This window comes from Methylorubrum zatmanii (assembly GCF_014845115.1).
GTDB classification, from domain to species: Bacteria; Pseudomonadota; Alphaproteobacteria; order Rhizobiales; family Beijerinckiaceae; genus Methylobacterium; species Methylobacterium zatmanii.
Genome location: NZ_NKUI01000044.1, coordinates 23,278 through 48,216 on the forward strand (window position 1 = coordinate 23,278; position 24,939 = coordinate 48,216).

Here is a 24,939-nt window from a genome sequence, read left to right on the forward strand (position 1 = left end):
GGAAAAGCGATGGTCAAGCGCCACCGTTCCCGCGACGAAAGGCGCCTCCTGCCCCGGTCTATTCGCAGAGCCGGTGGCCGGCATTGCGCTCGCGCTCGTCGAGATGCAGGTGGTTGCCATGGGCCGCATCGCTGCCGGGCCCCAGCACCGTGCGGAAGAAGCCGCAGGCGCTCGCCCGCACCGTGCTGAGGAAGGCCGCTTCGGGGGTGCCGTCGGGCACGGCCGAGACGGTGAGGTTCGCGCGCTTGGCGAAGCCGTAGCCCATGATGTCCACGGCATTGGCGAAGCTGTGCTCGCTGAGCTTGGCATCGGTGTCGTGGTTCTGGCCCCGGCAGACGTAACTGCCTCCGAGCACGAGACTCTTCAGGCTGTCGTCGAATGACCGCCGCGCGGCGACCTGCACCTCGCTCGTCCAGCGCGCCAGCGCCTCGGCGGACCGGCAGGTCAGGGTCGCGGCGGGCTCCAACGCCACCCCGTCGGCCAGGGCGGTGACGCTCAGGGGGTGCGGCGCGCTGCACTGACCGTTGCTCAAGGGTGGCAAGGCCTCGAACCGCACCCCGAGCCGTTCCAGCCGGCGCAGGCAGGCGGTGTCGTCCGGCGCCGCCACCGTCAGGACGAGCGCCGCCTCCCCCGACAATTCCGGCGGGCGGGCCGGCGGCAGCGGCGTCTCCGGGGGAGTCGTGGGCGCCGGCTCCTGACCCGTCGCCGTGCCGGCTGCCCTGGACGCCTCCTCCGGCTTCCGGTCACCGGCTCGGTCGGGGGATGTGGCGAGCTCCGGTGGGCGTCCCGGCGGCAGCGGCGTCACCTGGGGCGACGGTGGAACGAGATCGTTCGGGCGTTCCGGCGGCTGAGGCGGCGGCAGCGGCACCGTCGCCGCCGGAGCTTGCTTGCCCGGTTCGGCGCGCGGAGCACCGATCCCGGCTGCGAAGCCGGCGCCGACAAGGCTGGCGAGCATGACAGGCTTCATGCCGCGTGGTCCCCGCTCGGCAGCCACGGATCGATGCCACCCCGTCTCGTCATATCCTCGTTGGCTCCCCGGCCCATCGCGGCAAGAACATCCCGGCCACGCTCCTTGCGAACGCGATCCGATCCGGCCGGGCACGGCCGCTTTGCGCTGAGCCGGCCGCAAACCTATGTTGACGCCTTGCACCGAACGTCGTTCCCGAAGGCAGAGTTCATGACCGCCGACACCGCACGCGACCTCCCCGTGGGTTCGGGACCCGGCGACGAGGCCGGCCCGGCGCCGGGAAATCCCTTCGATGCGCGGGAATGGTCGACCCCCTTCGGCCTGCCGCCGTTCGAGGCGATCCGGCCGGAGCATTTCGTGCCGGCCTTCGCCACCGCGCTGAAGGAGCATGAGGCCGAGATCGCCGCCATCGCCGGAAACCAGGAGGCGGCGAGCTTCGCCAACACCGTCGCGGCGATGGAACGGGCCGGCCACGCGCTCGACCGGGTGGCGAACGTGTTCTTCAATCTCACCGGCAGCAACACCGGCCCGGAACTCCAGGCCATCGAGCGGGCGGTGGCCCCGCAGCTCGCACGGCATGCCAGCGCCATCACCCTGAACCCCGCTCTCTGGGCCCGCCTCTCGGCCATCGACGCCGAGGCGGAGGGCCTCGGCGCCGAGGAAAGGCGCGTGCTCGACCGCTATCGCAGCCGTTTCCGCCGGGCCGGCGCCGACCTCGCGCCGGAGGCCAAGGCACGCATCGCCGAGATCGCCACCCGGCTCGCCGAACTCGGCACGCGCTTCGCGCAGAACATCCTGGCCGATGAGCGCAGCTTCATCCTGCCGCTCGACGGCGAGGACGATCTCGCCGGTCTGCCGCCCTTCCTGCGCGCCGCCGCCGCCGAGGCGGCCAAGGAGAGGGGCGGCGAGCACGGCCACGTCATCACCCTGTCGCGCTCGCTGATCGAGCCCTTCCTCGTCTTCTCGACCCGCCGCGACCTGCGCGCGCGGGCCTACGACGCCTGGATCCGCCGTGGCGAGAACGGGGGCGAAACCGACAACCGGGCCCTGATCTCGGAGATCGTGCGCCTGCGGGCCGAGCGGGCGCGGCTGCTCGGCTTCGACAGCTTCGCCCATCTCAAGCTCGACGACACCATGGCCGGCTCGCCCGACGCGGCGATGGAATTGTTGCGCAACGTCTGGAAGCCGGCGCTGCAGCGGGCCGCCGAGGAGCGCGAGCAGTTGCAGGCGCTGGTGCGCGCCGAGGGACACGATTTCACGCTCGAAGCGCATGACTGGCGGCATTTCTCCGAGAAGCTGAGGCGATCCCGGCACGATCTCGACGAGGCCGAGATCAAGCCGTATCTGCCCCTCGACGGCATGATCCGGGCGGCCTTCGACACCGCCTCACGGCTGTTCGGCCTGAGCTTCGAAGAGATTCGGGACGTGCCGCGCTACCATCCCGACGTGCGGACCTGGATCGTGCGCGATGCGGACGGGTCGGAGGTGGGCCTGTTCCTCGGCGATTACTTCGCGCGGGCCTCGAAACGGTCCGGCGCCTGGATGAGCGCCTTCCGCTCGCAGGAGCGGCTCAACGGCGACATCACGCCGATCATCGTCAACGTCATGAACTTCGCCCGGGCGCCGCGCGGCGAGCCGACGCTCCTGTCCTTCGACGACGCGCGCACCCTGTTCCACGAATTCGGCCATGCCCTGCACGGGCTCCTCTCGGACGTGACCTACCCGCTCCTGTCTGGCACCGCGGTCTCGCGGGACTTCGTGGAGTTGCCCTCCCAGCTCTACGAGCACTGGCTGCAGCAGCCGGAGGTGCTGCGGGCCCATGCCCGCCATGTGGAGACCGGCGAGCCGATGCCGGAGGCGCTGCTGGAGAAGCTCCTGGCCGCCGCGACCTTCAACCAGGGTTTCGCCACCGTCGAATACGCGGCCTCGGCCATCGTCGACATGACGCTGCACCTTTCCGCCGCCGGCGAGGACGGGCTCGATGTCGGCGCCTTCGAGGTGGACGCCCTGCGCCGCATCGCCATGCCGGCAGAGATCGCGGCGCGGCACCGCGCCCCGCATTTCGCGCACATCTTCTCCGGCGACGGCTATGCCGCCGGCTATTACAGCTATCTCTGGTCGGAGGTGCTCGACGCCGACGCCTTCGACGCCTTCCGCGAGGCCGGCGACATCTTCCACCCGGAGACGGCCCAGCGTTTGCGCCGGACGATCTACGGCGCCGGCAACCTGCGCGACGCCCGCGAAGCCTATACGGCGTTCCGGGGGCGGCTGCCGAGCATCGCGCCGCTGCTCAAGAAGCGCGGGTTGGCAGCTTAAATCATAAAAAAGGAACCCTCCCCCCGGAAAGGGGAGAGGGTTGACGTGAGGCTAGAACAGACCGTCGATCTGGCCGTTGGCGTCGAGGCGGATGTTGTCCGCCGCCGGCACCTTGGGCAGGCCCGGCATGGTCATGATCTCACCGCAGATCACCACCACGAAGCCGGCCCCCGCCGAGAGGCGCACGTCGCGCACCGAGACGAGGTGGCCCGACGGAGCGCCGATCAGCGTCGGGTCGGTCGAGAACGAGTACTGCGTCTTGGCCATGCAGATCGGCAGGTGGCCGTAGCCGTCCTTCTCGAAGCCGGCGAGCTTGGTGGCGGCCTTCGACTCGATCTGGATGTCGGCCGCGCCGTAGAGCTTGGTCGCGATCGCCTTGATCTTGTCGGTGAGCTTCGACTCGGTCTCGTAGACGAAGTTCAGCGGCTGCTGCTCGCCCTCGGCCAGCTTCACCACCGCATGGGCCAGATCCTCGGCGCCGGCGCCGCCCTCCGCCCAGTGCTTGCAGGTGATGGCCTCGACCTGCAGCCGGTCGCGGCACAGCTCCTTGAGCTTGGCGTGCTCGGCATCGGTGTCCTGGAAGAAGTGGTTCACACCGACCACCACCGGCAGGCCGAAGCTGCGCACGTTCTTCACATGGCGCTCGAGGTTGGCGAAGCCCTTCTCCAGCGCGTCGAGGTTCTCACCGGAGAGATCCTTCTTGTTGACGCCGCCATGCATCTTGAGCGCGCGCACCGTGGCGACGATCACCACCGCCGAGGGCTTGAGGCCGGTCTGGCGGCACTTGATGTCGATGAACTTCTCCGCGCCGAGATCGGCGCCGAAGCCGGCCTCGGTGACGGTGTAATCGGCGAGCCGCAGGCCGGTGCGGGTGGCGATCACCGAGTTGCAGCCATGGGCGATGTTGGCGAACGGGCCGCCATGGATCAGGGCCGGGTTGCCCTCCAGCGTCTGCACGAGGTTCGGCTGCAGCGCGTCCTTGAGCAGCACGGTCATGGCGCCGGTGGCCTTCACCTCGGCCAGCGTCACCGGCTTGCGGTCGCGGGTCTCGGCGATGACGATGCGGCCGAGCCGCTCCTCGAGGTCGGCGAGATCCTTGGCAAGGCAGAACACCGCCATCACCTCGGAGGCGACGGTGATGTCGAAGCCGTCCTCACGCGGGAAACCGTTGGCGACGCCGCCGAGCGACTGGTTGATGGCGCGCAGGGCCCGGTCGTTCATATCGACCACGCGGCGCCAGTGGATGCGGCGCACGTCGATGTTGAGCTCGTTGGCCCAGTAGATGTGGTTGTCGATCAGCGCGGCGGCCAGCGAGTGCGCCGAGGTGATGGCGTGGAAATCGCCGGTGAAGTGCAGGTTGATCTGCTCCATCGGCACGACCTGCGCCTTGCCGCCGCCGGCCGCGCCGCCCTTCATGCCGAAGCAGGGGCCGAGCGAGGGCTCGCGCAGGCACATCACCGCCTTCTTGCCGATGCGGTTGAGCGCGTCGCCGAGGCCCACCGTCGTCGTGGTCTTGCCCTCGCCCGCAGGCGTCGGCGAGATCGCGGTGACGAGCACCAGCTTGCCCTCGGGCTTGCCCTCCAGCGACTTGATGAAGCCGTGGTCGATCTTGGCGATGTGCTTGCCGTAATTGTGCAGCGCCTCGTCCGGCACGCCGAGCTTGCCGGCGACTTCGGCGATGGGCTTCAGGGTCGCCGCGCGGGCGATCTCGATATCTGAGGGCATTTCTCTCACCGTCGTTTCTTGAGAACCCGGGCTCGCGACGCGCCAATCCACCGCTCGACCCCGGCTGGAAGCCGACCGGATCGGGACAGGCGACATTCTGACGTCGTTTCGGCGCGCCTTACCCTGGCCCGGCCTCGATTGAAGCGCCAAGCGCTTTAGCCGAGGCTATGGCCACGATAAACCGATCGTCGCAGTTTGGGCGAAACGGCGAAGAAAAGCCTCTCGGTTTTTTTTGACCCGGACCGTCAAGATTCTTCAGAAGTCGTGGTGTCAGCCCGCAAGCGGTACGTCCATCGGGGTCGGCGCACGGCTCAACCGGTCATCGCGGTGGCAGTGTAGCCGGCCTCGGTCAGCGCCTGCGCCACATCGAGGCTCTGGGCGTGGGTGGTCGCCGTCACGCGGCCTGCTTCCACATCGACTGCCACCTCGGCTTGCGGGTCGAGGCGGCGGATCGTGCGGCGCACGGCCTCGGCGCAGCCCTGGCAGGTCATGCCCTCCACCCGCATGGTCAGCTGGATCGGTCCCTGGTCCATGGCATCCCTTCCCCACCTCCGGTCCATGTGGCTTCCGTGCGGCACTTGGCAAGCGTGTGGCCGGCGCGCCGGGTGAGACGCCGTTTGCACGGGGAGAAGCCGGCCCGCCGCCTTGCGGCCGCCGGCCGGCTCGGCGAGATTAGGGTTACGACGTAAGGCGGTCTTGCCCCAGAGCCCGCCGACGCGTCGCAGCCCCACGGCCTGCGGGTCTCCCCCCGCATCGTGCGAACCTTTTCCGGCCGCGGCCACCAGACAGAAACGCGTCGATCGACGGTGAAGACACCGCAAGCCCGAACGATCCGCCCGCGCGGCACCGCCTGGATCCTCGGCCTCATCGGCGTCCTGGTCCTCGTCCCGCTGGCCCTGGTCGCGCCGCTCGCCGCGGTCTGCGCCGTGTGCGGGCTCGGCCTCACCGGTGGCTTGCTGCTGTGGCGGCGCCTGTCCGCCGTCACCGCCGCGCAGGAGGTCGTCTCAAAGGAGATCGGCATCCTGTCCCAACGTCTGGTGAAGCTGGAATCGGTCGCCGCCGCGCTGGTCCAGACGCGGATGCAGGGCACGGGGGGACACAGCTCCGCGCCCCCTGCCGACGAGGCCGTGAAGGCTCTCGACAAGCGGCTCGCCGCCGGCATCGAGGAGGTGACCGCCGAGATCGGCATCCTCAGCGGCATCGTGCGTGAGCTGGCCTCGGTGGTGGCCGCCCAGGACGGCGACATCGACCGGCTGAAGGTTCAGACGCAAGCGCAGGCTCAGCTTCAGGCCCAAGCCGCCGCCAAGCCGGCCGCGCCATCGCGTCCGGCTTCACGGCCGAATCCACCGGAAGCGGCACCGCCCTCTCCCGCCGCGCAGGAGGCCGCGCCGATGCGGCTCGTGCCGCGCACGACGCCTCCCGCCCCCCGCCTGTCCGATCCGTTCGAGACGGTCGCGGACGAGACTCCGCTGATCGAGGCCTTCGACGGTGCCGGGCTGGAGGTCTTCCTACAGCCGGTCGTCAGCCTGCCGCAGCGGAAGGTCGTCTCCTACGAGGCCATGGCCCGGCTCAAGGTCGGCGGAATCGTCCTCACGCCGGAGACCTTCCTGCCCGTGCTGGAGCGGCATGGCCGGACCACGGCGCTGGATCGCCGCATGCTCCAGCAGGTTGCGATCATCGCGCGGCATCTGCAGGGGCGCGGCAGCCCGGCCTCCGTCTGCTACAGCCTCTCGCCGCATTCGCTGTTCGAGCCGGGCTTTCTGCGCTCCCTCGGACGCCTCGTGAGCGAAGGGCCCGAACTCGCTGGCCGGGTCGTGATCGCACTGCCGCAGGCGAGCTGGCGCAGCCTCGATGCGGAACAGGCGGCGCTGCTCGCGGGCCTGCGCGGGCGTATCGGCTTCGTGATGGACCGGCCGATCGATCTGCGCTTCGACCCGACCAGCCTGGCCGAACGCGGCATCACCCAGGTCAAGGTCGCGGCCTCTCTGCTGCTGCGCCCGCTGACCCGCGAGGCGATGCCGGACATCGCGCTGGAGGATCTCGTCGCCTCCCTCGTCCGCGCCGGAATCCGTCTGGTCGCGACCGGGGTCGAGTCCGAGACGGAGGTCCCCGACCTGATCGATCTCGACGTGCCGCTGGCGCAGGGCTCCGTCTTCGCCGCGCCCCGGGCCGTGCGGGCGGAGGTGCTGACCGCGCCACCCGAGACGGTATCGCCGCCACCGCCCTCCCCCGATCCGCCGCCGAGCCCGCCACCGCAGCGCCGCCCCTTCCGGGACTTTTTGCGCAGGGCCGGATAAGGCGCAGACTGGGCGGGGTCAGCCCTGCGCGGTCTCGCGCTCCAGCCGCTTGCGCAGACGCGTGGCGCCGTAGATCTGAGCCAGACGCTGCCGGGCGGCCTGAACCGGAGGAGCCGCGCGCTCGGCGCGGGCGGCGGCGATCACCAGAAGTGTCGTGGCGATGGAATGGTGCAGCCGCCCCTGTGCCCGGGCGCTGTCGAGGGCATCGCCGGATGCGCCGTCCAGCGGCAGATGATTTCTCGCCATGGTCAAGCCCCTGCGGATTCCGCTTCTCGGATCCCGCGCCCTTCTTCGGGGACGACCTTGACGGCTTTTCGCAGACCGGATGGTCGGATCAAGGCAGCTTGACCGTAAGACCTCCGCCCCGGTGCGTCGCCTTCGTCAGCCGAGCCGGGCCTGACAACGCCGCATCGGTGCAGGGTGCTTGCCTCAGGATTTGCCGCACTCCGTCATCGCGAGCGTCAGCGAAGCGATCCAGCGGCGCGACCATTCCAGTATCATCCGACGCAGCTCGATGGCCTCGGCTTCTTCAGCCCCCCTTACGAGACTTGAGCCGCGACCATCCCGTTCGCCGTGCTGCCCGGAGAGAACGGGCCGCCTCAGGCGAACAGGGCGTCGATCTCGTCCTGCGCGGTAGCCGGTCCGCCCTTCTGAGGGCCGTTCAGCAGCAGCGCCTCGTTGCGGGTGTGGCGCTCGGCCTCCGTCTCGTCGATGCCGTTCGCGTCGCGGGCCTTCACGGCCGCGCTGAAGCGTGCCAGCCGGCCTTCGAGCTGGCTCATCGCCTCAGCCACCTTGGCGATGCGCTGGCCGGTGATGTCCTGAAAGGCGCAGGCCTCGAAGATGTCGTAGATCTTGGCCTCGACCGCCGCACGATAGCCCGGTCCATCCGGCAGGCCGAGAATGGCTTCGGCATTGCCCATGATGGAGTTGGTGGCCCCGGCTGTCGCGGCCACCACTTCGCTCAGCTCCTCGTGGACCATCGGAAGGCGATGGCGGGTCAGCTCGTTGGCCCGCAACAGGGCGATCGCGTCCCGCAGGTTCGCGATGTAGTCGGCGATGTCGATGAGCTCCTTGACCATCGCGGAGGGGCTCGAAACCTGCGACCGGTTCTCGCGAGTCGCTGCCATCATTCTCATGGGCGACCTCTCGGGACACACTCTTTCGGTGTTCTCATCGTCGATCCGTCTGCCGGGCGGCTGGCTCTTGAGCCGGCCGCAGCTGCGGGGACGGCCCCGGAGATCAGGCTCCGCAGACCGCCTCGATCTTCGACTTGAGGGTGGCGGCGTTGAAGGGCTTGACGATGTAGTTGTTCACACCGGCCTTCTTGGCGGCGATGACGTTTTCGGTCTTCGACTCGGCGGTGACCATGATGAACGGCGTGGTGCGCAGGCCCTCGTCGGCGCGGACATGGCGCAGCAATTCGTAGCCGGTCATCGGCTCCATGTTCCAATCCGAGATCACCAGACCGTATTTCCGGCCTTTCAGGCGGGCGAGGGCTGCCGTCCCGTCGGAGGCATCGTCCACGTCCTCGAAGCCAAGCTGCTTGAGGAGGTTGCGGATGATGCGGACCATGGTCTGGTAGTCGTCGACCACCAGGATAGGCATGCTGAGGTCGAGGGCCATATGACGTCTGCTCCGATTGTCCCTGTTTGATGCCGGCACCGCGCAGCGCTCATCCGCGACCGGTGTCGCACCGATGAGTGAGAGTGGAGCCGCCTTCCGTGTTCTGGACAATACGGGGCGCGGATTGCGAAGCGGTTAATCCGCGCCGAGTCGTGCAGACCTGGGTGAATCAGCCTTCTGTGCTTCGCTTGACCGGGGGAGCCGATTTCGCCAAGTCTCCGGCCGCGCGGATCTCCGGCGCGGGGGCGGCCCGTTCGCCGCGCGGGATCGAAGCGCCCGCGCCCGCCGATGCCCGGAGGCGCGCAGACACCCGATCGCAGGATCCGATGCCGTCAGGCGAAGAGAACGCCGCGCCGCCCGCCGGGACCGGCCTCCCCTCCTCTCGTAAAGCCTTCGCGATCTGCCGCGAGGACGATGCGATCCCGCCGGAATTAGCCGGGGCCGTCGTCGCGCTCGGCAATTTCGATGGCGTGCATCGCGGCCATCGCGCCCTGATCGAGGCGGTGCGTCACGAGGCCGGATCGCGCCCGGCCGCCGTGCTGACCTTCGAGCCGCATCCCCGCGCCTTCTTCGCCCCCGACCAACCGATGTTCCGGCTCAGCGGGCGGCGGGCCAAGGAGATCGTCTTCGCGCGCCTCGGCCTCGATGGACTGATCGTGCGCCGCTTCGACGCGGCGCTGGCCGGAACCAGCGCCCAAGGCTTCGTCGAGGGCTGGCTGCGCGACCAACTCGGCGTCTCCGGCGTGGTGATCGGCCACGATTTCCATTTCGGCCGCGGCCGCGAAGGCTCGCCGGGCACGCTCGCCGATCTCTGCGCCCAGGCCGGTATCGGCTGCCGCATCGTTCCGGCGGTCTCGGCGGATCCCGGTGACGCGCCGATCTCCTCGAGCGCGATCCGGGCCGCGCTCGCGGCCGGTGACGTGGCGCGGGCCAACGCCCTCCTCGGCTACCGCTGGTTCGTGCTGGCCGAGGTGCGTCACGGCGACAAGCGCGGGCGCACCCTCGGCTACCCGACCGCCAACCTCGCCCTGGATGCCTGTGGCCTCGCCCACGGCATCTACGCAGTGCGGGTGCGGCTCGCCGACGGGAACCTGCATCCGGGCGTGGCGAGCTACGGCCGCCGCCCGACCTTCGACGACGGGGCGCCGCTGCTCGAAGTGCACCTGTTCGACTTCAAAGGCGATCTCTACGGCCAGGAAGTCGCGGTCGAGCTTCTGGCCTATCTGCGCGGCGAGGAACGCTTCGCCAGCGCCGAGGCTCTGGTGGCGCAGATGGATGTCGATTCCATGCAGGCCCGGGCGGCGATCGTCGCGGATCGCGTGCCGTCGATGCTTGGCTGACGCGCGCCCGGCGCCTCGCGACCACGGCGCTCCTTCGGCCCGCAATTCCCGTCATGGCGAGCGTGAGCGAAGCAGTCCAGGGCGCGCGCCAATCTGATGTCGCGGCGCCGTCTGGATGGCTCCGCTCGCGCGCGCCCTGACGAGCGCGAGATGCTGGCGAGCGCGAACTACGGAGGCCAACCTTCAGAGCATCGTCGGCAGGATGCGGTCCGGCGGACGGTGGCCATCCATGAAGGTCTTGATGTTGATGATGACCTTCTCGCCCATATCGGTACGGCTCTCATGCGTGGCCGACCCCATATGCGGCAGCAGCACCACCTTGCCGGTGCGGGCGAGCCGCACGAGGCGGGGGCTCACCGCCGGCTCCTGCTCGAACACATCGAGGCCCGCGGCCGAAACATCGCCGGCCTCGATCAGGCGCGCCAGGGCGTTCTCGTCGATCACCTCGCCGCGGGCGGTATTGACGACGATCGCCTCCGGCTTGAGCAGCTTGAGGCGGCGGGCCGAGAGCAGGTGATAGGTCGCTGGCGTGTGCGGGCAGTTGACCGACACGATGTCCACCCGCGCCAGCATCTGGTCGAGGGATTCCCAGTAGGTCGCGTCGAGGGATTCCTCGATCGCCGACGGAACCCGGCGGCGGTTGTGATAATGGATCGACAGGCCGAATGCCTTGGCGCGGCGGGCCAGGGCCTGGCCGATGCGGCCCATGCCGACGATGCCGAGGCGCTTGCCGGTGATGCGCCGGCCGAGCATCCAGGTCGGCGACCAACCGGTGGTCCAGTCGTCGTCGGGGATGATGCGCGCGCCTTCCGCGATCCGGCGAGCGACCGCCAGGATCAGCGCCATGGTCATGTCGGCGGTGTCCTCGGTCAGCACGCCGGGCGTGTTGGTGACGGTGATGCCCCGCTCCAACGCCGCGCCGACATCGATGTGATCGACGCCGTTGCCGAAATTGGCGATGAGCCGCAGGTTCGGCCCCGCCTGGGCGAGGAGCCCGGCATTGATTTCGTCGGTGACGGTGGGGACCAGCACATCCGCCTCGCGGATCGCGGCGGCCAGCGCCTCCTGCGACAGCGGCGCGTCATCGTGGTTGAGGCGCGTGTCGAACAGCTCGCGCATGCGCGTTTCCACCGCGTCCGGCAGGCGCCGCGTGACGACCACCAGCGGCTTGCGCTTCAACGACGACATGTTTCCTCCCACCGAGGTCGTCCGGCACTGCATCCCGGTCCCGAGCCGACAGCCTCCGCGGCTTGCCACGAAAGGCCGGCTTACGCTCCCTTAACCATGGCGCGGCCAGATGGGGCGAAGGCGAGCCGGTCCGCCGGCTCACCGCAGGACATCCGGCCTCTCTACCAGAGAGGTCGGGGAACACAATGCGGCCCAACCCCCGAGGGATCGGTAGCGGACAATCGGCGGATCGCCCGTCGATCCGGGAGAGCATCCGGGCAAGGCCGCGCTTTCTCTTACCGACATGATCGAAGCCACGGATCGGAGACGAGGGACGATGCGCCCGCCTAACCTGCCCCTGGTGAGCCCCACCCGCCTCGCTGTGCTCGCGGCCCTGTTCGCAGTGCTGGTGCCCTTGACCGCCGAATCGGCCCCCGCCCCGGCTCCCGAAGTCGGCAAGGGGCCGGTGACCAAGTTGCCGCTGCCGCGCTACGCCAGCCTGAAGACCAACCGCGTCAACCTACGCGAGGGGCCCTCGAAGGACCATCGCACGCTCTGGGTGTTCCAGCGCGAGGGCCTCCCGGTCGAGATCGTCGCCGAGTTCGAGACCTGGCGGCGCATCCGCGATTCGGAGGGGACCGAGGGTTGGGTGCTGCACTCGCTGCTGTCAGGGCGCCGCACCGCCGTGGTGATCCCGCCATCCGGCGAGCGGGCGGATGCGGCCAAGGCCACCGTTCCCCTCACCGCCCGCGCGGACGATCAATCCGCCGAACAGGCCCGGTTGCAGCCGGGGGTGATCGGCAGCGTCAAGAGCTGTACCGGCACGTGGTGCCGCCTCGTCGTGCCCCTCCCCGACAAGCGCGGCGATGTCGACGGCTATATCCGCCAAAGCCGGCTCTGGGGCGTCTACCCGGACGAGCGGGTGGAATAGGCAAGAAAAAAGGCCCGGACATCCGGGCCTTTTTTCTTTCGGCAGGCAGATTTGATCAGCCGCGACCGGAAACCTGACGACGGCGCAGGCGAACGATCACCTCAACCCCGGCGATCTCCATGCCCTCGGGCGCCTCGGGGAGCGAATCGACCGAGATGCCACATTCCGGCATGTCGAGCACCTCGCCCTCTTCCTCCAGGAAGAAGTGGTGATGCTCGCTCGGATTGGTGTCGAAATAGGCCTTCGACCCGTCCAGCGCGAGCTGGCGCAGGAGCCCGGCCTCGGTGAACTGGTGGAGGGTGTTGTAGACCGTGGCGAGGGACACCGGCACCTTGGCCCGCATCGCCTCGTCGTAGAGCATTTCCGCAGTCAGGTGGCGGTCGCCGCGGCCGAAAAGGAGCCAGCCCAGGGACAGGCGCTGACGGGTCGGCCGCAGGCCGGCGCGGCGCAGACGGTCCCGCAGGTCGGACAGCGGGCAGCCACGGCGGCCAGCGGCCGTATCGACCGGAGAAGCGGACCGTGCGTTCAGCACGGCCTGGAGGGGCGTCAGATCGGACATCGCCGGGAATGATTCCCACTTATTTAGAACGAGTATAGCGAGCAAATTATACGGAGCACGGACGCCTGCGGCAACCCGTACCGGCGCGGACTCTGGGTTGGTACGTGGAATATGCATGACTTCGCCGGTCCCGGGCGGGCACCGCCCAGCAGTGGTCAATCGGGTGCGCAGGGCGCTTTGTGGGCGCGAGAAGCCTGTGCTAACGAGACACCCATCCCATCACGCCTGTCCGCTCACATCGTCGGACCTGTCCGTCACCGAGGACCCGTACGTCATCCATGGCTTCTCTCGACCAGCAATCCGACGGCGCTTCTCAGCAGCGCGCTTCGAGCTTCTCCTACGAGGATCTCCTGGCCTGCGGGCGCGGTGAGCTGTTCGGAGCGGGCAATGCTCAGCTTCCGCTGCCGCCGATGCTGATGTTCGACCGGATCACCTCGATCGGCACCGAGGGCGGCGCCCATGGCAAGGGCCATGTGCTCGCCGAATTCGACATCCGGCCCGACCTCTGGTTCTTCCCCTGCCACTTCAAGGGCGATCCGGTGATGCCGGGCTGCCTCGGCCTCGACGCCCTGTGGCAGCTCGTCGGCTTCCATCTCGGCTGGCTCGGCGCGCCGGGCCGCGGCCGGGCGCTCGGCGTCGGCGAGGTGAAGTTCACCGATCAGGTGCTGCCGACCGTCAAACAGGTCGTCTACGGCATCGACATCAAGCGCGTGCGCCAGGGCAAGCTCGTGCTCGGCATCGCCGATGGCTGGCTCGAGGCCGACGGGCGGCGCATCTACGAGGCAAGCGACCTGCGCGTGGCTCTGTTTCGCTCCTGAGGCGGGCCGGCCTCGAAAAGCGCTCTCTTGCATCGAAACCCTGCCTCCTTCGGCGGGGAGCGCGTCGCACGCGGTTGAGATTGGCCGCGCGACATCCTAACTGACCCCTCACGGAATTGCCGCGCAGGCTGCGGCAAACAAGCACGAGCCATCATGCGGCGTGTCGTCATCACCGGGATGGGCATCGTCTCGTCCATCGGCAACAACACCCAGGAGGTGCTGGCCTCCTTGCGGGAAGCCCGCTCCGGGATCACGCATTCCGAGGCGCAGGCGACTCACGGCTTCCGCAGTCAGGTGGCGGGCGCTCCGGCGCTCGATGCCGAGGCGGTGGTGGACCGCCGCGCCATGCGCTTCCACGGCGGCGGCACCGCCTGGAACCATGTCGCCATGGATCAGGCGATTCGCGACGCGGGCCTGGAAGAACGCGAGATCTCCAACGACCGCACCGGTATCATCATGGGCTCGGGCGGCCCCTCGACCCGGACCATCGTCGAATCGGCCGCCATCGCCCGCGACAAGGGGCCGAAGCGGGTCGGGCCCTTCGCGGTGCCGAAGGCCATGTCCTCGACAGCCTCGGCCACGTTGGCCACGTGGTTCAAGATCCGCGGCGTGAACTATTCGATCTCGTCGGCCTGCGCGACCTCGAACCACTGCATCGGCAATGCCGCCGAGATCATCCGGGGCGGCCGCCAGGACATCATCTTCGCCGGCGGCTGCGAAGAGCTGGACTGGACCCTTTCCGTCCTGTTCGACGCCATGGGCGCGATGTCCTCGCGCTACAACGACACACCGACGCGCGCCTCCCGCGCCTACGATGCCAACCGTGACGGCTTCGTCATCGCCGGCGGCGCCGGCGTGCTCGTGCTGGAGGAGTTCGAGCACGCCAAGGCCCGCGGCGCGCGGATCTACGGCGAGGTCGCCGGCTACGGCGCCACCTCCGACGGACACGACATGGTCGCCCCCTCCGGCGAGGGCGCGGTGCGCTGCATGCGCCAAGCCATGGAAGACCTGAAGGGCGCCCGGATCGACTACATCAACCCGCACGCGACCTCGACGCCGGTGGGCGACGACAAGGAGATCGAGGCGATCCGCCAAGTCTTCGGCTCCGGTGAAGCCTGCCCGCCGATTTCGGCCACCAAGTCGCTGACCGGTCATTCCCTGGGTGCGACGGGCGTGCAGGAGGCGATCTACTCGCTGCTGATGATGAACAACGGCTTCATCTGCGAAAGCGCGCATATCGACGAGCTCGATCCGGCCTTCGCCGACATGCCGATCCTGCGCCAGCGCCGGGACGGAGCCTCGCTCGGCCACGTCATGTCGAACTCGTTCGGCTTCGGCGGCACCAACGCGACGCTGGTTCTCAAGCACCCGGACGCCTGAGACGGGATCCGCTTGATCGGAGCGGATCCCGTATCGGCAAGCCCGCGCGGCGTTTGAGCGAAGCCCACATCCGCCCTCCCGAAGGGAGCAACCGGATTTGGGATGAGGCCTGCGGCGAGCGATTTTGCGGCGCGACGGTCGAGCTTCGCAAATGCGAAACAAAACCGAAGCTCAAGGGCGCGCTTAGTCTGATGGAAATTCGGAACCCGGCCGTTGCAAGGACGTTCCTGCTTCATTAAGCAGGATTTACCATGATTACCGTCCTCGCTCTGCTTTCCGTCTGCGGATTGGCCATCGCGGCCAGTCTGGCAGTGCGCGCCAAGCAGGCGCTGATCGACGACGCCCAATCGGGCACCCGCGGCTACTTCTGATCTCCCGCCTTCCCCACAAGCCCCGTCGCCCCGCGCCGGGGCTTTTTCATGCCCGGTGCGCAACGGGATGCAGCGCGTGGACAGGCCGTCGCCCGGCGGGCTAAGCCTCAGGAGAGCGCCGACGCGCCCGCGCGTTCCCGACCGAGATGCGGACCGGTTCGGCGACGGGGAATGCGTCGGACAAGAGACCTGAGCCGCTGCCGAGCCCGATCCGTTCGGGATCGGCCGCAGGTCGAGCGTGTACGGGTGAGAACGAATGACGGGTTTGATGGCGGGCAAGCGCGGCCTCATCATGGGGGTCGCCAACGATCATTCGATCGCGTGGGGCATCGCCAAGACCCTGCATCGGCACGGTGCCGAGCTGGCCTTCACCTACCAGGGTGAGGCCTTGGGGCGCCGGGTCGCGCCGCTCGCCGCCTCGGTCGGGTCCGACATCGTGCTGCCCTGCGATGTGGAGGACATCGCCACCGTCGACGCCGCCTTCGCCACACTCGACGAGCGCTTCCCCGATGGAATCGACTTCATCGTCCATGCCATCGGCTTCTCCGACAAGGCGCAGCTCAAGGGGCGCTACGTCGATGTGACCACCCGCGCGAATTTCTCGCGCACCATGACCATCTCCTGCTTCTCTTTCACCGAGATCGCCCAGCGCGCCGCCGCCCGGATGCCCCGGGGCGGCTCGCTCCTGACGCTGACCTATGCCGGCTCGACCCGGGTGATGCCCAACTACAACGTGATGGGCGTGGCCAAGGCCGCGCTGGAAGCCTCCGTCCGCTATCTTGCCAGCGATCTCGGGCCGGACGGCATCCGGGTGAACGCCCTCTCGGCAGGGCCGATGCGCACGCTGGCGGGCGCTGGCATCGCCGATGCGCGGCTGATGTACAATCATCAGAAGGCCCATGCCCCCCTGCGTCGCACGGTGACGCTGGAGGATGTCGGCAATTCCGCCCTCTATCTGCTGTCGGATCTCTCCGGCGGCGTGACCGGAGAGATCCACTTCGTTGATTCGGGCTACAACATCATCTCGATGCCCCGCACGGCCGTGCTCCAGGCGCAGGACGAGGCGGGCGTCGGCGACGTCTGATCGTCGGCGGTTCTAGCGCGGGCGTGTCCACGCATCGCTTGTGGAAAGCGGGCGGGCACCGCAGGGTGCGGCCCGCGATGACCCCCTCCCCGCTCCGCCACCTGCCGCGTTCACTCCTTACCGCCGTCCCGCTGCTCCTCAGCAGCGCGGGCTGCGCCTTGGCGCAGAGCGTCACTCTCGATCTCGGCGCGGGCGGCACCACGGAGCGGGCGCTCCAGCTCGTGGCGCTGATCACGGTCCTGGCGCTCGCGCCTTCCGTGCTGGTGATGGCCACCGCCTTCACCCGAATCGTCGTGGTTCTGTCGATCCTGCGCTCGGCGCTCGGCACGCAGACCGCGCCGCCGAACGCCGTCATCGTCAGCCTCGCCCTGTTCCTGACCGCCTTCGTGATGGCGCCAACGGCCCGCGAGGCCTACCGAGCCGGGATCGAGCCGCTGATGGCGGGTCAGATCAGCCAATCCCAGGCGTTCGAGCGCGCATCGGGCCCGTTCAAGACCTTCATGCTGCGCAACGTCCGCGAGAAGGATCTGAAACTGTTCCTCGACATGGCGCGCCAGCCCGCCCCGGCCGGACCGGAAGCGGTCGGCCTGGAGATCGTCACCCCCGCCTTCATGATCTCGGAACTGCGCCGTGCCTTCGAGATCGGCTTCCTCCTGTTCATCCCCTTTCTCATCATCGACCTCGTGGTCGCCTCGGTGCTGATGGCCATGGGCATGATGATGCTGCCGCCGGCCACGGTGGCACTGCCGTTCAAGCTGATCTTCTTCGTCCTGGTCGACGGCTGGACGCTGGTGGCGGGCTCCCTCGTTCAGAGTTACGGAGGATGAGCTTGGCCGTTGCGCGATTCGAGATCGCGGCGGCAGCACGACACAGGGAACCGGACGCATGGATCTGAGGACTGTCACCACATCATGGGCCCCGCGGATGCTGAGCGTCCTGCGGATCGTCGCCGCATTGATCTTCATGGCGCACGGCACGCAGAAGATCCTCGGTTTCCCGGCGAGCCAAATGAACCCGCCGCTGCTGTCCCTGCTGGGCGCCGCCGGGCTGCTCGAACTGATCGGTGGCGCGCTGCTTCTGATCGGCCTGTTCAGCCGCCCGGTCGCCTTCCTGCTCTCGGGCCAGATGGCCTTCGCCTACTTCATGGCCCACGCGCCCAAGAGCCCGTTCCCGGCGCTGAACGGCGGCGACGCGGCGATCCTCTTCTGCTTCGTCTTCCTCTACATCGCCTTCGCCGGCCCCGGCCCGTGGAGCCTGGACGCGCAGCGCAGCCGCAGCGCCTTTTGAGGATCATCCCGGCGGGGGCGACAGCGCTTCGGCCCGGTTGCCGGGCGCCACGCTGCCGCGCTCCGGCACGGCATTGTCCGGATAGCGCTTGCGGTATTCCGTGAGGAAGGCGGCGAGCGTCTCCGCCTTGGTGGCGCGCAGGGCCGCATCGCGGAAGGCGGCGGTGCGGGAGGCATCGGGGCGCATCAGCATCGCGAAGGTGCGGGCATCCGCGCTCTCGGCCATCAGCCCGGCGAACTTCGCCTTCAGCCGTTCGAGGCCGAGGGTCTCGCCCGCGAGCCCATAGGCGATGCCGGCTCGGATCACATCGGCCCGCGCCGCGTCGTCGAGGGGCTTGCCGGTGCTCCAGGCGGTCCCGACGATCATCTCGTGGGCCTCGCCCGCCTCGCGCCAACGCCGAGCTCCCCACAGGATATCGGCCCGCAGCCGCTCCGCGTCGGATCCGGTTTCGCCCTCGACGGTCTCGAGGGCGAGATCCGTGCGGGAGAGGTCCGACAGGGCACGGGCGCGCAGCAGCGCGCGGGAGCGGCGCACCTCCTCCGGCAAGCCGGGAACATGGGTGGCGTCGAGCGTCTGAAGCGCTTCCAGGGGCTTGCCGGCCATCAGCCGGATCGTAGCGAGCCGGGCCGAAACCGCCGCGCGGGCCGGTCCCTGAAGGCGGCGCTCGATCTGGTGTTGCAGCAACTCGTCGGCGGAATCGAGCAGGTCCAGGGCCACGAGACGGTCGGCCAGGCGCCGCACGATCTCGTCGGCGCGCCGCCCCGCCGGAGCGAAGTCCCTGTAGTCGAAGTAGAGCGCCAGCGCCTCGACCCCGCCGAGTCGCTCGCCCCGTGCCCCCAGGAACAGATCCTCGAACACCGCCTGGGCCCGCTCGTGGAGGGTTCTCACCGTCGGTGCGTTCGCATCCAGCACGTCGGCCCGGCGGGCGGTGGCAAACAGCTTGCGCCAGCGCCCGGCATCCTCGTAGAGGCCGCCCAGGGCGCCGAGAGTCTCGATTTCGGTGGCGCCGCCGTGCCAGGTCAGGCCCAGAACCTCGAGCCGGTCGATCGCATCGGGCAGAGCCGTCTTGCCGAGCCGGTAGCCCAAAGCCGCTGCGCGCCACGTCGCCTCGGCCGCGATCGGCCAGGGCGCCTGATCCCGCAGCGTCTCGTAGGCCGACAGGGCCGCCGCCCCGCGCCCGGTCGCCTCGTCCACCTTGGCTCGCAGCAGGGTCAGGCGGTCGCGGGTCGCGTCGGTCGCGGCGCGGGAGGCGGCAACCGATTCGCGGGCCGCGGCCTCCCAATCGCCGGTCTCGACGGCGGCCTCCGCGGCGGCGGCATGGAAATAAGAGGCGAGCGTCTCGGGGTAGCGCTCCAACACCGGCTCGCCGGCACGCAGGGCGGCCGCCGCCTCGGCCCAGCGGCCGAGGGCCGCATCGGCCAGGCCGCGCCACAGCCGCGCCTCGGGGTTGATGGCGAAGCGCTCCTCGGAGAGCAGCTTGCGCGCCTCCTCGCTGCGGCCGATCCGGGTGAGCAGGATGCCGCGCATCAGCGCCGTCTGCCGGTCGCCGTCGATCACCACATCCTCGGCCGCGGCGGCGGTGAGCGTGCCGAGCGCCTCGACGTCGAGATCGTTGGCCATCAGCATCTTGGCAAGGGTGAGGCGGAGGCCGCCGCGGTCGCGGCGATGGGCCTCGGCGGCGGCGAGGAGCCCGTCCCGCAGGGTGGTGCGGACGTCGCCCCGCTGCGCCTTCTCCCAGGTGTCGCGGTCGATGACGAGATCGCTGACTGCCTCCACCGCCGGATCGGCCGGGCGCGAGACCCCGGAGACCGCAAGGCCGCCTTCCCTGCCCTCCTTGCCACCCTCCCGCACGATGGTGACGCCGTCGAGATCCGGCCGCACGATCAGGTCGTCCGCACGGGCGAGCACGGCGAGACCGAGCCGGCTCGGAATCAGGTCGAACTCGACGAAGCGCTGCATCTTGGCCACCCCCGCCGGCCGGGCGCCCACCGTCGTCACGACGGCGATGCGCTCACCGTCGAAGTCGAGCCAGCCGGCCGGGCCTGGATCGGGCAGGCGCAGGGAGAGGCCGATGCGGCCCTGGCTCGTCGGCATCCGCTGGGCGGTCAGGCTCTCGCTCGGCGCGAGGCCGTCGCCCGCCACCATCTCCCATCCCATCGGCTCAGTCACCGGCAGGAGATCCACGAGCCGGTTTGCGGGGGCTTTGAAGCGCAGCACGGTGAAGCCGCCGCTGCGCAGGGGCGGGCCGAGGGCGACGAGCCCGGTCGTTCCGGACGAGGGAGGCTGGACCGGCTCGGTGGTGGCGAAGACCAGCGTGACGATGCCGCCGCGCTCGAACAGAGCCGCCGGCACGCGCGTGGCGAAGGGAAAGACGAGCCCCGCGCCCGCCTTGCGCGGCGGGGGCTCGGCCCGGCGCGGCGGCGCCTCCGCAAGGCGGGCCGGCGCCGCCTCCTTCTTCGCCTCCATTGCCGCTTCCTGCGTCCCCTCCTGCGCTGCGGCGGAGGGCGCCGGCTTCGCTTCGACCTCCTTCGCTGGCTTTGAGAGGAAGTCGATGATCGCGAGATCCTCGTCCCGTTCCGTCACGACGGTCACGCCCTCGCCCGGCGTCGCGAGGATGCGCGTCTCACCCGCCTCGGTTTCGACGGCGATCCTGCCGATGGCCGGGTCGAGGCGCCCGCGCAGGGAATGGTCGTCGAGGCGCCATGCGCCCGGCAGCGTCAGGCGCGTTGCCGTCTCGGCTGGGGCGAAGACCGCCTCCGTCCCCGCCGGCACCCGAAGGCTGAGCCGGGTGCGGGCCGGGCCGTGGGAGAGTTCCAGCGAGAGCGGACGCGGCGGCGGGGCCGGGTTGCGCGCCTTCAGGCTCGCCTCGGCAGCAGCAGCCCGGCGGGCGAGATCCGCCACCACCTCGGCCGGCAGCGGCGGAGGAAAGCCGCTCCAATTGTCCGGCAGGAGATCGACGAAGACCCGCTCGCCGGCATCCTGCACGTTGATGCGATAGGGCCTCTGCAGCGCCAGCCTCATGGCGGAGCCATCGGGGTCGCGTCGCACCACCGCGACGTAATCGGGCATGCCGACGGCGATCCGCTCGGGGCCCGCGCCGACCGATTCGCCGAAGCCGAGCACGAGGATGGCGCCGGAGAGCCGGGCCTTCACCTTCACCGGCTCGTCGAAGGTCAGGACGATGCGGCCGAAGCCGTCCGATTGCGCGCCCTTGGCGGAAACCAGACGGGCCGCAGAGGCCGCCGAGGCCCCGGCGCACAGACCGAGCACGAGGCCGGCGCGCAGGATGAGCCTGCCCGGACGCAGCCGCTGCCTCTGACCGGCCCGTCCTCCCATCGCGCGAAACGCCCGCCTTCGCGGCGTCCGGCCTCAGACGAGGGCCGGTCGCCCTACGCCACCGATGCGGGCAGTCTGGCGCAACGCGGTGAACGGGCGCTTAAAAGACGGCTCTTCGGCGCCAAGCGTTTCAGGATGCCTTGCGCAGGACGAGGCCGGGGATCGCCGTGCCCTTCTCGCCGAACAGCTCCACCGCCTTGCGGCAGCTGGCCTCGACGTCCTTCCGGTAGACCTCGGTGTAGCTCATGCTGCGCATCAGCAGCTCACCCTTCGAGATCGCGTCGAGATCGACCCCCATGGCGGCCACCACTGCCTTGAAGCGCTCGTAATCCGGCTGCACCTCCTTGCACGATTCGCCGACGAACCGGACGAGACCGGCGAGCTTGACCGCGCTCGCCTTCTGGCGCTCCTCGGCCGTCTGCGGCGCCTTCTCCGCGCCGTCCGGTGCCGGCTGCGCCGGTTTGGCGACGGCGGCCGGTGGCTCCTGCGCCGCGGCCGCGAAGGGCAGCGCGAAGAGACAGACAGCGAGGGCGAGATGCTTCACGGTGTTTCTCCCTAAATCTATTCGTCGATTATTATTTTTACTTATCGTTGGGCCGGGGAAACCCGACGGGATCCGTCCTAGCGCAATGTCCCGGAAGCGAGAACCCGGACCATGAGCGCGCTCCGACTGCCGCCCTCCGCGCGTGGAGACGAGGAAAGGTCAAAATGTTCCGCCCGGTCCGTTTCAGAGCCTTGGCGAGCCACCTGATCCGGAAAGTCCCAAACTGCTCCTGCTGAACGGAGGCGCGCAGCTCGGCCTCGAAGCTCCCGCAAGGTCGATCCCATGGCAGGCATGCCGCTGCACAAGTGCCGCGGCATGGGTCGAGTGTGCCGACGCAGCCCCTCAGCGTGAGGACATCACGTCCGCCAAACCATGTCGTCAGGCCGCCCGGTCGGCCTGCCCAGCCGCCATCAGGGCGAAGGCGTAGATCAGGCCGACTTCCTCCAGGCGGTCGAAGCGCCCGGCGGCGCCCCCGTGTCCGGCCTCCATATTGATTTTCAGGAGGACGGGCCCGCCGCCGGTCATGGTGGCGCGCAACCGGGCGACCCACTTGGCGGGCTCCCAATAGGTCACGCGCGGATCGGTGAGACCGCCGAGCGCCAGGATCGCCGGATAAGCCTTCGCCGCCACGTTGTCGTAGGGCGAGTAGGACAGGATCGTCTCGAAGGCCTCCCGGCTCTCGGCCGGATTGCCCCATTCGGGCCATTCCGGCGGGGTGAGCGGGAGATCGGCGTCGAGCATGGTGTTGAGCACGTCGACGAAGGGCACGTCGGCGACGATGCCCGCGAACAGGTCCGGCGCGAGATTGGCGGCAGCCCCCATCAACATGCCGCCGGCGCTGCCACCATGGGCGACGATGCGCCCCTTCGCAGTGTAGCCGGCCTCGACCAGCGCCCGACCGCAGGCGACGAAATCGGTGAAGGTGTTGGGCTTCTTCTCGCGCTTGCCGTCGAGATACCAGTTCCACCCCTTCTCGGTGCCGCCGCGGACATGGGCGATGGCGTAGACGAAGCCGCGATCGACGAGGCTGAGCAGGTTGGTGCGGAAGCCGGCCGGCATCAGCGTGCCGTAGGAGCCGTAGCCGTAGAGCAGCAGCGGCGCCGACCCGTCGAGGGCGAGCCCGCGGCGATGCAGCAGCGAGATCGGCACGCTCTCCCCGTCGGGCGCGGTGGCGAACAGGCGGCGCGTCACGTAATCGGCCGGCTCGTGACCGCTCGGCACGGTCTGGCGCTTGCGCAGGATCCGGGCGCGGGTGACGCAATCGTAATCGTAGGTCTCGGCCGGCGTCGTCATCGACGAGTAGACGAAGCGGATCCGCGCGGTCTCGAACTCGTAGCCGGGCAGCAGCCCCAGGGAATAGGCCTCTTCGGCGAAGGAGACGGTGTGCTCCTCGCCCTTGAGATCGCGCACCACGATGCGCGGCAGGGCATTCTCCAGTTCCAGCCGCACGAGGTGGTTGCCGAGGACGTGCAGGTGGCGGATCATCACGCCGGGCCGGTAGGGCACCGCGTCCCGCCAGTTCTCGCGGGCGGTGGCGTCGAGGGGGCAGGTGACGACCTTGAAGTCCACCGCGCCGTCGGCATTCGTCAGGATGACGAGATACGAGCCCCAATCCTCGACCGAGTAGATCAGCCGCGGCTCGCGGGGCGCGACGCAGGTCAGCGCCGCCTCATCGTCGGAGCGCTTGAGAAGGTGGACTTCCGATGTCTCGTGGTCGCTCGCCGTGACGGTGAGATAGGTGCCGGACTGGGTACGGCCGATATTCACGAAGAAGCCCGGATCCGCCTCCTCGTAGACGAGGGTATCCTCGGCCTGATCCGTCCCGAGGCGGTGGCGCATCACCCGGGCCGGCCGGTGGTTCTCGTCGAGGGCCACATAGAAGAAGGCGGTGCCGGCGGCGTTCCACACCGCCTCGCCCGCCGTGGTCTCGATCCGATCGGGCCGGTCTTCGCCGGTGTCGAGATCGCGCACGCGGATGGTGTGGAGTTCCGACCCCTTGGTGTCGACGCCCCAGGCGAGCAGGCGGTGGTCGTCGGAATGAGACGCGCCCGCGATCTCGAAGAAGGCGAGCCCCTCACCCTCCTTGTCCCCGTCGAGCAGGATCTGCTCGCCGATCTCGCCGTCCTCCGGCTCCTCCGCGATGCGATGGACGGCGCGGGGGCGACGGCAGATCAGCGGATGCTGGCCGCCTTCGCGGTGGCGGCTGTAATAGGCGTAGGGGCCATCCGGCTCCGGCACCGAGGCATCGTCCTCGCGGATCCGCCCGCGCATCTCCGCCACCAGCGTCCGGCGCAGCTCCGCCGCCTGACCGAGCGCGGCCTCGGCATAGGCATTCTCGGCGTCGAGATAAGCGCGGATATCCGGGGCGAGCGCGGCCGGGTTTTTCAGCACCTCGCGCCAATTCCCGGCCTTCAGCCAGGCGAACGGATCCTCGACGCGCCGGCCATGAAGCTCGAAGGCGTGCGGGCGCGCCTCGGCCGCGGGGGCTTCGGCCGGCAAGGCGAACAGGGGGGGCTTGAAGGTCATCGCCTGGCTCCGATGCGGTCACATCCTGTGCCAGGGGATGTGCCGTGCCGCGGCTCAGGCCGCAAGGCGCAGGATCGAATGTGCAGGGGGAGGAATCGGCAATGCCCGCGATCGACGACCGAAGGCTTGAGTTCCAAGATTGTGGAGCATTCACGGCAGGATGATCCGTCCTGCACGCCGATGAACCCGTTCAGTTGTGCATACCCGCCCTGTCTTGCAGGTCTAATTTCGATGTTCTAGGTAGTTCGCGTGACAGAGGGGGCGTCACTCCGAACCGAAAACAAGCGGGTCAATTGCACAGATCGATCCACATCCGGTCGCTTCCGACATCCCGTGGGAAGCCCGAGCGTGACGACGGCATGCACTGCACCGCGAGAGGACATCGTTAGAAACATGAACGAAACCGAGACGCCGGTCGATTACGTCGATCTCACGGCCGACATCGTCGCGGCTTATGTGAGCAACAACCCGGTTCCGGCTGCCGAGCTCGCGCCCCTGATCGGCAACATCCACGGCGCCCTGCTTCAGATCGGCACCGGCCGGGCGGTGGCCCAGCCCCAGCCCCAGGAGCCGCAGCAGCCCGCCGTTCCGATCAAGAAGTCGATCCAGCCCGATTATCTCGTTTGCCTCGAGGATGGGCGGACCTTCAAGTCGCTGAAGCGGCACCT

General features: G+C 69.2%; 21 protein-coding genes. 10 read left to right on the forward strand and 11 right to left on the reverse strand.

What is annotated here, in order from left to right; genetic code table 11:
* Nucleotides 1-58 precede the first annotated feature (58 nt).
* Entirely contained in the window at nt 59-967 is a 909-nt protein-coding gene (locus MZTS_RS06035) for an extensin-like domain-containing protein (protein ID WP_192282549.1), read from the reverse strand.
* 210 nt (nt 968-1,177) lie between these two features.
* Between MZTS_RS06035 and MZTS_RS06040 the strand changes: the two genes are divergently transcribed.
* Entirely contained in the window at nt 1,178-3,283 is a 2,106-nt protein-coding gene (locus MZTS_RS06040; protein WP_192282551.1) for a M3 family metallopeptidase, read from the forward strand.
* Nucleotides 3,284-3,334: 51 nt separating this feature from the next.
* On the opposite strand, the gene MZTS_RS06045 is transcribed toward MZTS_RS06040, so the two are convergent.
* Together MZTS_RS06045 and MZTS_RS06050 are read right to left on the reverse strand one after the other, a co-directional pair.
* Nucleotides 3,335-5,008: a formate--tetrahydrofolate ligase gene (locus MZTS_RS06045; RefSeq protein ID WP_192282553.1), complete on the reverse strand. Its 1,674-nt coding sequence runs from the start codon at nt 5,006-5,008 to the stop codon at nt 3,335-3,337.
* 311 nt (nt 5,009-5,319) lie between these two features.
* Nucleotides 5,320-5,541, reverse strand: coding sequence for a heavy-metal-associated domain-containing protein (locus MZTS_RS06050; protein ID WP_009865072.1), 222 nt, complete (start codon nt 5,539-5,541; stop codon nt 5,320-5,322).
* A gap of 273 nt (nt 5,542-5,814) precedes the next feature.
* Between MZTS_RS06050 and MZTS_RS06055 the strand changes: the two genes are divergently transcribed.
* Nucleotides 5,815-7,305 carry an EAL domain-containing protein gene (locus tag MZTS_RS06055; RefSeq protein WP_192282555.1) on the forward strand — a complete coding sequence of 497 codons (1,491 nt, stop codon included), beginning with the start codon at nt 5,815-5,817 and terminating at the stop codon, nt 7,303-7,305.
* Nucleotides 7,306-7,323: 18 nt separating this feature from the next.
* Here MZTS_RS06055 and MZTS_RS06060 read toward each other — a convergent pair whose 3' ends face one another.
* From MZTS_RS06060 to MZTS_RS06070, 3 genes are all read right to left on the reverse strand, one after another.
* Nucleotides 7,324-7,551 carry a hypothetical protein gene (locus MZTS_RS06060; protein WP_009866963.1) on the reverse strand — a complete coding sequence of 76 codons (228 nt, stop codon included), beginning with the start codon at nt 7,549-7,551 and terminating at the stop codon, nt 7,324-7,326.
* A gap of 353 nt (nt 7,552-7,904) precedes the next feature.
* Nucleotides 7,905-8,384, reverse strand: a complete 480-nt coding sequence (locus MZTS_RS06065) for a protein phosphatase CheZ (protein ID WP_009866964.1) — start codon at nt 8,382-8,384, stop codon at nt 7,905-7,907.
* Nucleotides 8,385-8,544: 160 nt separating this feature from the next.
* Nucleotides 8,545-8,928 carry a response regulator gene (locus MZTS_RS06070; protein WP_003604011.1) on the reverse strand — a complete coding sequence of 128 codons (384 nt, stop codon included), beginning with the start codon at nt 8,926-8,928 and terminating at the stop codon, nt 8,545-8,547.
* A 326-nt stretch (nt 8,929-9,254) separates the two neighbouring features.
* Here MZTS_RS06070 and MZTS_RS06075 point away from each other — a divergent pair, with 326 nt between their 5' ends.
* Nucleotides 9,255-10,268: a bifunctional riboflavin kinase/FAD synthetase gene (locus MZTS_RS06075; RefSeq protein WP_192282559.1), complete on the forward strand. Its 1,014-nt coding sequence runs from the start codon at nt 9,255-9,257 to the stop codon at nt 10,266-10,268.
* A 183-nt stretch (nt 10,269-10,451) separates the two neighbouring features.
* Here MZTS_RS06075 and MZTS_RS06080 read toward each other — a convergent pair whose 3' ends face one another.
* On the reverse strand, nt 10,452-11,456 hold the full coding sequence (locus MZTS_RS06080) for a 2-hydroxyacid dehydrogenase (protein ID WP_192282561.1): 1,005 nt from the start codon (nt 11,454-11,456) through the stop codon (nt 10,452-10,454).
* Between the two features lie 316 nt (nt 11,457-11,772).
* Between MZTS_RS06080 and MZTS_RS06085 the strand changes: the two genes are divergently transcribed.
* Nucleotides 11,773-12,366 carry an SH3 domain-containing protein gene (locus tag MZTS_RS06085; RefSeq protein WP_009866755.1) on the forward strand — a complete coding sequence of 198 codons (594 nt, stop codon included), beginning with the start codon at nt 11,773-11,775 and terminating at the stop codon, nt 12,364-12,366.
* Nucleotides 12,367-12,421: 55 nt separating this feature from the next.
* On the opposite strand, the gene irr is transcribed toward MZTS_RS06085, so the two are convergent.
* On the reverse strand, nt 12,422-12,925 hold the full coding sequence (gene irr, locus MZTS_RS06090) for a Fur family transcriptional regulator Irr (RefSeq protein WP_009866754.1): 504 nt from the start codon (nt 12,923-12,925) through the stop codon (nt 12,422-12,424).
* A gap of 278 nt (nt 12,926-13,203) precedes the next feature.
* Between irr and fabA the strand changes: the two genes are divergently transcribed.
* The 5 genes from fabA (at nt 13,204) to MZTS_RS06115 (ending at nt 17,865) form a co-directional block, all read left to right on the forward strand.
* Nucleotides 13,204-13,743 carry a 3-hydroxyacyl-[acyl-carrier-protein] dehydratase FabA gene (fabA, locus tag MZTS_RS06095; RefSeq protein ID WP_009866753.1) on the forward strand — a complete coding sequence of 180 codons (540 nt, stop codon included), beginning with the start codon at nt 13,204-13,206 and terminating at the stop codon, nt 13,741-13,743.
* A gap of 153 nt (nt 13,744-13,896) precedes the next feature.
* Nucleotides 13,897-15,123, forward strand: a complete 1,227-nt coding sequence (gene fabB / locus MZTS_RS06100) for a beta-ketoacyl-ACP synthase I (RefSeq protein ID WP_192282563.1) — start codon at nt 13,897-13,899, stop codon at nt 15,121-15,123.
* A gap of 627 nt (nt 15,124-15,750) precedes the next feature.
* Nucleotides 15,751-16,578: an enoyl-ACP reductase FabI gene (fabI, locus tag MZTS_RS06105; RefSeq protein WP_192282565.1), complete on the forward strand. Its 828-nt coding sequence runs from the start codon at nt 15,751-15,753 to the stop codon at nt 16,576-16,578.
* 77 nt (nt 16,579-16,655) lie between these two features.
* Nucleotides 16,656-17,405, forward strand: a complete 750-nt coding sequence (gene fliP / locus MZTS_RS06110; protein ID WP_192282567.1) for a flagellar type III secretion system pore protein FliP — start codon at nt 16,656-16,658, stop codon at nt 17,403-17,405.
* Nucleotides 17,406-17,463: 58 nt separating this feature from the next.
* Nucleotides 17,464-17,865: a DoxX family protein gene (locus MZTS_RS06115; protein WP_192282569.1), complete on the forward strand. Its 402-nt coding sequence runs from the start codon at nt 17,464-17,466 to the stop codon at nt 17,863-17,865.
* Between the two features lie 3 nt (nt 17,866-17,868).
* Here the strand turns inward: MZTS_RS06115 and MZTS_RS06120 are convergent, their stop codons facing one another.
* The 3 genes from MZTS_RS06120 to MZTS_RS06130 all read right to left on the reverse strand — a co-directional run bounded on the left by MZTS_RS06120 (nt 17,869) and on the right by MZTS_RS06130 (nt 24,271).
* Complete coding sequence (locus MZTS_RS06120; RefSeq protein ID WP_192282571.1) at nt 17,869-21,201, reverse strand: hypothetical protein; 3,333 nt, start codon at nt 21,199-21,201, stop codon at nt 17,869-17,871.
* 130 nt (nt 21,202-21,331) lie between these two features.
* Nucleotides 21,332-21,745 (reverse strand): hypothetical protein, encoded by a 414-nt coding sequence (locus MZTS_RS06125; protein WP_192282573.1) that lies wholly within the window; start codon nt 21,743-21,745, stop codon nt 21,332-21,334.
* A 378-nt stretch (nt 21,746-22,123) separates the two neighbouring features.
* Complete coding sequence (locus MZTS_RS06130) at nt 22,124-24,271, reverse strand: S9 family peptidase (RefSeq protein WP_192282575.1); 2,148 nt, start codon at nt 24,269-24,271, stop codon at nt 22,124-22,126.
* A gap of 393 nt (nt 24,272-24,664) precedes the next feature.
* Between MZTS_RS06130 and MZTS_RS06135 the strand changes: the two genes are divergently transcribed.
* A partial coding sequence (locus MZTS_RS06135) for a MucR family transcriptional regulator (protein ID WP_192282577.1) occupies nt 24,665-24,939 on the forward strand: 275 nt, incomplete at its 3' end.

What these genes read in the sequence shown, in the direction of transcription:
- MZTS_RS06035 (WP_192282549.1), bottom strand. Translation starts at nt 967, where the DNA reads ATGAAGCCTGTCATGCTCGCCAGCCTTGTCGGCGCCGGCTTCGCAGCC.
- MZTS_RS06040 (WP_192282551.1), top strand. Translation starts at nt 1,178, where the DNA reads ATGACCGCCGACACCGCACGCGACCTCCCCGTGGGTTCGGGACCCGGC.
- MZTS_RS06045 (WP_192282553.1), bottom strand. Translation starts at nt 5,008, where the DNA reads ATGCCCTCAGATATCGAGATCGCCCGCGCGGCGACCCTGAAGCCCATC.
- MZTS_RS06050 (WP_009865072.1), bottom strand. Translation starts at nt 5,541, where the DNA reads ATGGACCAGGGACCGATCCAGCTGACCATGCGGGTGGAGGGCATGACC.
- MZTS_RS06060 (WP_009866963.1), bottom strand. Translation starts at nt 7,551, where the DNA reads ATGGCGAGAAATCATCTGCCGCTGGACGGCGCATCCGGCGATGCCCTC.
- MZTS_RS06065 (WP_009866964.1), bottom strand. Translation starts at nt 8,384, where the DNA reads ATGGTCAAGGAGCTCATCGACATCGCCGACTACATCGCGAACCTGCGG.
- MZTS_RS06070 (WP_003604011.1), bottom strand. Translation starts at nt 8,928, where the DNA reads ATGGCCCTCGACCTCAGCATGCCTATCCTGGTGGTCGACGACTACCAG.
- MZTS_RS06075 (WP_192282559.1), top strand. Translation starts at nt 9,255, where the DNA reads ATGCCGTCAGGCGAAGAGAACGCCGCGCCGCCCGCCGGGACCGGCCTC.
- MZTS_RS06080 (WP_192282561.1), bottom strand. Translation starts at nt 11,456, where the DNA reads ATGTCGTCGTTGAAGCGCAAGCCGCTGGTGGTCGTCACGCGGCGCCTG.
- MZTS_RS06085 (WP_009866755.1), top strand. Translation starts at nt 11,773, where the DNA reads ATGCGCCCGCCTAACCTGCCCCTGGTGAGCCCCACCCGCCTCGCTGTG.
- irr (WP_009866754.1), bottom strand. Translation starts at nt 12,925, where the DNA reads ATGTCCGATCTGACGCCCCTCCAGGCCGTGCTGAACGCACGGTCCGCT.
- fabA (WP_009866753.1), top strand. Translation starts at nt 13,204, where the DNA reads ATGGCTTCTCTCGACCAGCAATCCGACGGCGCTTCTCAGCAGCGCGCT.
- fabB (WP_192282563.1), top strand. Translation starts at nt 13,897, where the DNA reads ATGCGGCGTGTCGTCATCACCGGGATGGGCATCGTCTCGTCCATCGGC.
- fabI (WP_192282565.1), top strand. Translation starts at nt 15,751, where the DNA reads ATGACGGGTTTGATGGCGGGCAAGCGCGGCCTCATCATGGGGGTCGCC.
- fliP (WP_192282567.1), top strand. Translation starts at nt 16,656, where the DNA reads ATGACCCCCTCCCCGCTCCGCCACCTGCCGCGTTCACTCCTTACCGCC.
- MZTS_RS06115 (WP_192282569.1), top strand. Translation starts at nt 17,464, where the DNA reads ATGGATCTGAGGACTGTCACCACATCATGGGCCCCGCGGATGCTGAGC.
- MZTS_RS06120 (WP_192282571.1), bottom strand. Translation starts at nt 21,201, where the DNA reads ATGGGAGGACGGGCCGGTCAGAGGCAGCGGCTGCGTCCGGGCAGGCTC.
- MZTS_RS06130 (WP_192282575.1), bottom strand. Translation starts at nt 24,271, where the DNA reads ATGACCTTCAAGCCCCCCCTGTTCGCCTTGCCGGCCGAAGCCCCCGCG.